Origin of the sequence: Pararhizobium antarcticum, from assembly GCF_001885585.1 — a bacterium.
Classification (GTDB): Bacteria; Pseudomonadota; Alphaproteobacteria; order Rhizobiales; family Rhizobiaceae; genus Pararhizobium; species Pararhizobium antarcticum.
Map to the genome: position 1 here is coordinate 1 of NZ_LSRP01000003.1, position 5,162 is coordinate 5,162.

The 5,162-nt window shown below is 55.8% G+C and carries 4 protein-coding genes and 1 pseudogene; 2 read left to right on the forward strand and 3 right to left on the reverse strand.

Annotated elements, in window-relative coordinates:
- Positions 1 to 179: 179 nt before the first annotated feature.
- Positions 180 to 1,151, forward strand: coding sequence for a hypothetical protein (locus AX760_RS01830; protein WP_071831146.1), 972 nt, complete (start codon positions 180 to 182; stop codon positions 1,149 to 1,151).
- Positions 1,152 to 1,506: 355 nt separating this feature from the next.
- Here the strand turns inward: AX760_RS01830 and AX760_RS26980 are convergent, their stop codons facing one another.
- A complete protein-coding gene (locus AX760_RS26980) occupies positions 1,507 to 2,082 on the reverse strand; it encodes a hypothetical protein (protein WP_175551991.1) in 576 nt (191 codons plus the stop codon).
- An 80-nt stretch (positions 2,083 to 2,162) separates the two neighbouring features.
- Here AX760_RS26980 and AX760_RS01845 point away from each other — a divergent pair.
- Positions 2,163 to 3,304: pseudogene (locus tag AX760_RS01845) on the forward strand (IS3 family transposase).
- A 457-nt stretch (positions 3,305 to 3,761) separates the two neighbouring features.
- Here the strand turns inward: AX760_RS01845 and AX760_RS01855 are convergent.
- Positions 3,762 to 4,181 (reverse strand): cyclophilin-like fold protein, encoded by a 420-nt coding sequence (locus tag AX760_RS01855; RefSeq protein WP_175551992.1) that lies wholly within the window; start codon positions 4,179 to 4,181, stop codon positions 3,762 to 3,764.
- Positions 4,178 to 4,876, reverse strand: coding sequence for a hypothetical protein (locus AX760_RS01860; protein ID WP_071831149.1), 699 nt, complete (start codon positions 4,874 to 4,876; stop codon positions 4,178 to 4,180). The genes AX760_RS01855 and AX760_RS01860 overlap by 4 nt, the downstream gene beginning before the upstream one ends.
- Positions 4,877 to 5,162: the final 286 nt, after the last annotated feature.

Sequence of the window (5,162 nt, forward strand, 5' to 3'; positions counted from 1 at the left end):
TTCAGAACATCGACGCGCACGCATGAGACCCCCGCTCGGGCTACGCCCTCCCGGAGGTCTCATGCGTGCGCCGCAAGTGGCCTGGTTTTACTCCGCCGCCTGGCCGGTTTTTACTCCGGCGTTGACAACCGAATGACATGCGAGGGGAAGCGCAACCAGTGACATGGACTGATTTGTCGATGAGTGAAGGTTTTTCGTATTCTGTGTCCTTCAGGGATTTCGGAGATGAGGCATATGCGAAAAAAGTTTCAGAAAGCGTCAATGAAACGGTCAAATCATTTGGAGGATCCCTCCCGATCCATCGCCTCGATGGCATCACGTTTGCCGTGGACTATGCGGTGGCGCTGCAAGATCTGGACCGAGGTCTGGGCGTTGGTCGCATCATAGACCCCTCTGCTGGCACAAACCCCAACGGCGTTGCCATGCCACTCGCAGTAAGACGCGACGACGGTATCAAGACGCACATAGTGCTCAGGGGCTATCTTGCCGAGCAATTGATTTCGGACGACGAAAGCCTATGCGAGGAAGCCATTTCGATAGTCTTCTACTGCCTGGGAACAGCCGCATTCAACGCGCTGCTAGAAGGCAAATTCCCGGGGACACTGCTTTCACCGCACGCGGACCCGTATGACGGTTGGCTCTATCGGTTTAATGACACACTGCTAGCGACCTATTTCTCCACTCGCCTCATTGCTCCCAGCAAAGAGACGGTTGAATTCTATTCTGAGCAAGCACTACTTCAACTTGACCAGATGGTTTCAGTCACGACAGATGCGCACGCGCAGTATCAAATGAACGGCGATCATGAACGTTTGTTTGACTGCTGCGCTACCCATGTGTCGGGTTTCATGACGGCGATGGCAAGGTATCTCGCGGCACACGCTTCGATTGTCGGTCCGCACAGGCCAGGCGGATCATTGGACCAAACGCTTTCGCAGCTTGAACTTTTGAAGTGGTCAACACTCTTTCAAGAAGACCTCGCTGCGTTCAACAGTCGACTGGACGATTGGACGAACCTGGATGACATACACTTCCTCAACCGACATTTCGAACGCTTGCTGTTTGAAGTGGGTGTTCTGCCGGATCAATTGAACGACGGATCGCTCTATATACACATCTCCGGCGAGCTCAGGCTAGCTTCGCGGCAGTGAGGAGAAAAAAAGCCCGTGCGCAGAAGTTAGATACATGCGCCAAAGCCGTCCAGCGCAAAGCGACTATACCTGATCGCGCTCCAATGGCTGCATTGGTGACGTGCAGCGCGGCAATTGAAGCCAACAACAAGGGCAGCGTGGGCCGTTTGTGATCATGATCCAGCAGGGCAGTGATATTGTCCACATCAACGCCACATCAACGCCACATCAACCCGCGAATGCACGTTTCGCGCTGTGTTTGCAGCCGAATGCGGGCGAATGTCGGCGAATACGGGGTCGGAAAATTGGTGAAATCAAAGGGGTAGTGGCTAAGCCGCTGATTTTCATAACTTATTGGAATCGTTGTGTTATAGGCTCATAACCTGAAGGCCGCAGGTTCAAATCCTGCCCCCGCAACCAACGAAACTTGCAAGTTTACCCATCCCAACTTCTTCTTATCAAGCTCCTCAGCATAATCGCTGAGGAGCTTTTTGCGTTTGGCCTCCGTGTCGAGCTCGCCGGCCTTCAGGCGCTGCTGGAAGTCATACTCGTGCTGAAGCTTCAAGCGTTTCCGCGTCATGTCCACGAAGGGCTGTTTCGTTGTGGTATCGACGTCGTCTCGCACGAAATATAGAAAGAGCGCCATGATCTTTGGCACGGCTTCCGGATTGATTTGTCTGCGCAGTTCGGCGAGTCGTTCCGACATATCTGGCTCGACATGTGCCGTATTTGCGAATTCAGCTGAAAGAGTTCCTCGCTGAAGCTCAAGCCGGTCTAGCAAATCATCCAATGCCGTCAGGCGAGGGCGGGCTTCCGCCGCACGATCACTGATCTGCTGGATAATGCTTGCCTGCTGCTGTTCGACCTTCGTCAACTCGGCGGTCAATTGCTGGGTCTGAGATGGACGTGACTTGAGTTTTGCCTGCTGATGCTGGAGGACGCCGGCCGCCACTGCTCTGATCCCCAAAAACTGGACCGTTCATAACTGGAGTTTTCCGCGTTAATTTCCCGGCTGGGAAAAGGAGCGGAAGCATGAAGGCATCGAAGTTCTCGGACGCCCAGAAGGCGTTTATTTTGAAGCAGGGCGACGACGGCGTGCCGGTGGCGGAGATTTGCCGGAAGGCGGGGATCAGCCAGTGACGTATTTCAATTGGCGCAAGAAGTATGCGGGTCTGCTGCCCGACGAGATGCGCCGATTGAAAGCTCTGGAAGATGAGAATTCCAGGCTCAAGAAGATCGTCGCCGATCTGACACTGGACCGCGAGATGTTGCAGGACGTCATCCGCCGAAAGCTCTGAGGCCTGTCCGGCAGCGCAAGCTGATCGACGGGATGCTGGTGGATTGGGGCATATCGATCCGACGGGCCTGCAAGGTCCTGAGGTTCGACACTTCAACCTACCACTACAAGTCCCGCCGCACCGGACAGGCCCCTCTCGAACGACGCATCAAGGAGATTTGCGAGACACGCGTGCGGTATGGCTACCGGCGTGTCCATGTCCACTTGTGTCGCGATGGATGGAAGATCAACATGAAGAAGACGCGCAGAATTTACAGTGAGTTAGGACTTCAGCTACGCAACAAGCATCCCAAACGCCGGGTGAAAGCAAAGCTCCGGGAAGACCGTCAGGAGGCTGTCGGGCCGAACGATGTCTGGGCGATGCGCTGCCCTGGCAGGCGTTTGCTGGCAAACGCCGAGAGGGGACTTCGTTCACGACCAGCTCGCGACCGGCAAGAAGCTACGCATCCTGACTATGGTCGACACGCACTCGCGTTACTGCCCGGCCGCCGACGCACGCTTTACCTATCGGGGCGAGGATGTCGTCCAGACCTTGGAAAGCATCTGCCGGAAGACCGGCTATCCGAAGACGATCAGGGTGGATAACGGCAGCGAGTTCATCTCCCGTGATCTCGACCTCTGGGCTTATGCCAACAACGTCACACTGGACTTCTCGCGGCCTGGCAAACCAACCGACAACGGCTTTATCGAGGCGTTCAACAGCAAGCTGCGGTCGGAGTGCCTGAACGCCCATTGGTTCCTGACCCTTGCGGATTCGCGCGAAAAGTTGGAGACTTGGCGTCGATACTACAACGAGGAACGTCCTCACTCGGCAATCGGATATAACGTCCCGATTGCCCTACACAATCCCGGTGGCGCAACCAGCCAGCCATCATGATCAGAGCCGGAAAACTCCAGCTTCCGGCGGTCCAAAGTTTGGTCCCAGAGCACCACCGCCGAGGCTCTAATCGCAGCCGGATGAAAGTTCAGTGGCAGGTCATGCCCCAGACGCCCTCTGACGAGACCGTTCCTTCGATATAGACGAGGCGGTCGGTTTGGAAGCCGGGCCACCCGTGATGCGCAGAGGCAGGGGACACCGGAAGCAGGACATTTGCCAGCGTGAGCATAGCAACCAAGAAAAGTTGGTTACCAGCCGGAGTTGCTCGATACAATTGGATTTGCGAAGGACTGCATTTCTCATGATATTCTCCCTTTCATGACAATAGGTGGCAGATTCCATACTTTCCCAATGAACGAATTCATGGGTTCGACATTCAGAGGATGGTTCATCGACGCAACAGTGATCACCAGGACGACGACCAGCGTATGCTCGGCGGGTTCGTCCAGGAACTCGATCACTTCATACTGTCGATTTTGACAGTCACCCTGCCGGGACGATCAAAGATGGAAACGTCCCCCTGGACCTGGCCCAGAATGACGATGCCGGGTGATGGCACGCGGCCATCACGGTAGTAAATGACGAAGTCTCCCGAACTCCACAGACCAAGTGTGCCCGCCGAGAATTCGCGCTGGCGCGACACGGCCGGCAAGGCAGAAGGCAGGTTGCCGGTCTTTTCCTGGCGCAGATGATCGTCCATCTCGATCGTCAACGGCAGCATGTCGGCAAGGGCGCGAGCGGACTCGTTGTCGGCCAGCACGGCCGTGACGTTGCCCCAGTCGGACGAAATTGAAATGCTATCTTGAGCCAAAGCGGATCCTCCAATTGGCATTGTGAGCGATGCGGCGACCAAAGCCGTTCTTGCGAGATGTTTCATGTTCCACCCTTCCTTGACTGAGAACGAAGCGTCCCGGCGGACCTCAGGCCAGCCATCGAATAATGCGAAAGCACGGCGACACCCGCGACGATCGCTGTCCAATGCGCAAAAAATGGCGTCACCGACGTGGTGAAGTCCCAGAAATCCAGGCTGTAGCCAAACATCAGTTTCGTCGAGACGCCGAGAACAGCGAAGCTCCATGCGCCGAGGGCTACGAACATCACCGCAGCAAGTCTGAGCACCCAGGCCCTGATCCTCGATGGTGTGAGCCTGAACAGTGTTCCCGCTGCAGCCATGACCCGCGACCAGTGGGTGCCGACATGGACGGCAATGATCATGACCACCCAATAGGCTGAAAACCAGTGGAGTTCGATGACGCTGACATTATCCGTGAACTGGATGAAGCTCAGCAGCGAACGGGAGATCAGTATGCTGGTTACGAACAACACTACCATGTTGAGCGCCAGCCATGTGTGTATCGCCACAACCGCAAACCGGCGGGCATCGTACCGGCCGACGCGAAGTTTCAGGAACCAGCGCCTGTTGATGGAAAGATGCCATGCCAGGAGTCCGAACAACAGTGTGCCGAAGATCTCATGCGGACCGTTGTCGAGCCACCAGTAGGCGAGCGACAGCACCAGGAGCGTTGCCATGCCGGCGGGAAGTAAGAGACGGTCAGTCACGAGCCGGAGCATGGCGTTACTCCTCACCATCAGAGCGGATCATCATCGGAGATGGCACCATCGAAGGTGAACATGAACTGTTCGGACTGTTTTGACCGGTGGCAGGAATAACAGCGAGCGAGATTCTCGTCGGCCTTGACGGTTTGATCTGGCCAGAACCATTGGTATTCCTGCGTATTTCGGAAGAACGGGACAGTGGTTTCACTAAATCGCGGACAGTGTTTTCATTAATTCCGGGACAGCCTGGTGTGGTCGATTTTCGCCTGCCTGGTTGAAGTCATGAGCGATTGATTTCGCC

Excerpts from the sequence above, each read along its gene's own strand:
- AX760_RS01830 (WP_071831146.1), top strand. The coding sequence starts at position 180 with ATGAGTGAAGGTTTTTCGTATTCTGTGTCCTTCAGGGATTTCGGAGAT.
- AX760_RS01855 (WP_175551992.1), bottom strand. The coding sequence starts at position 4,181 with ATGAAACATCTCGCAAGAACGGCTTTGGTCGCCGCATCGCTCACAATG.
- AX760_RS01860 (WP_071831149.1), bottom strand. The coding sequence starts at position 4,876 with ATGCTCCGGCTCGTGACTGACCGTCTCTTACTTCCCGCCGGCATGGCA.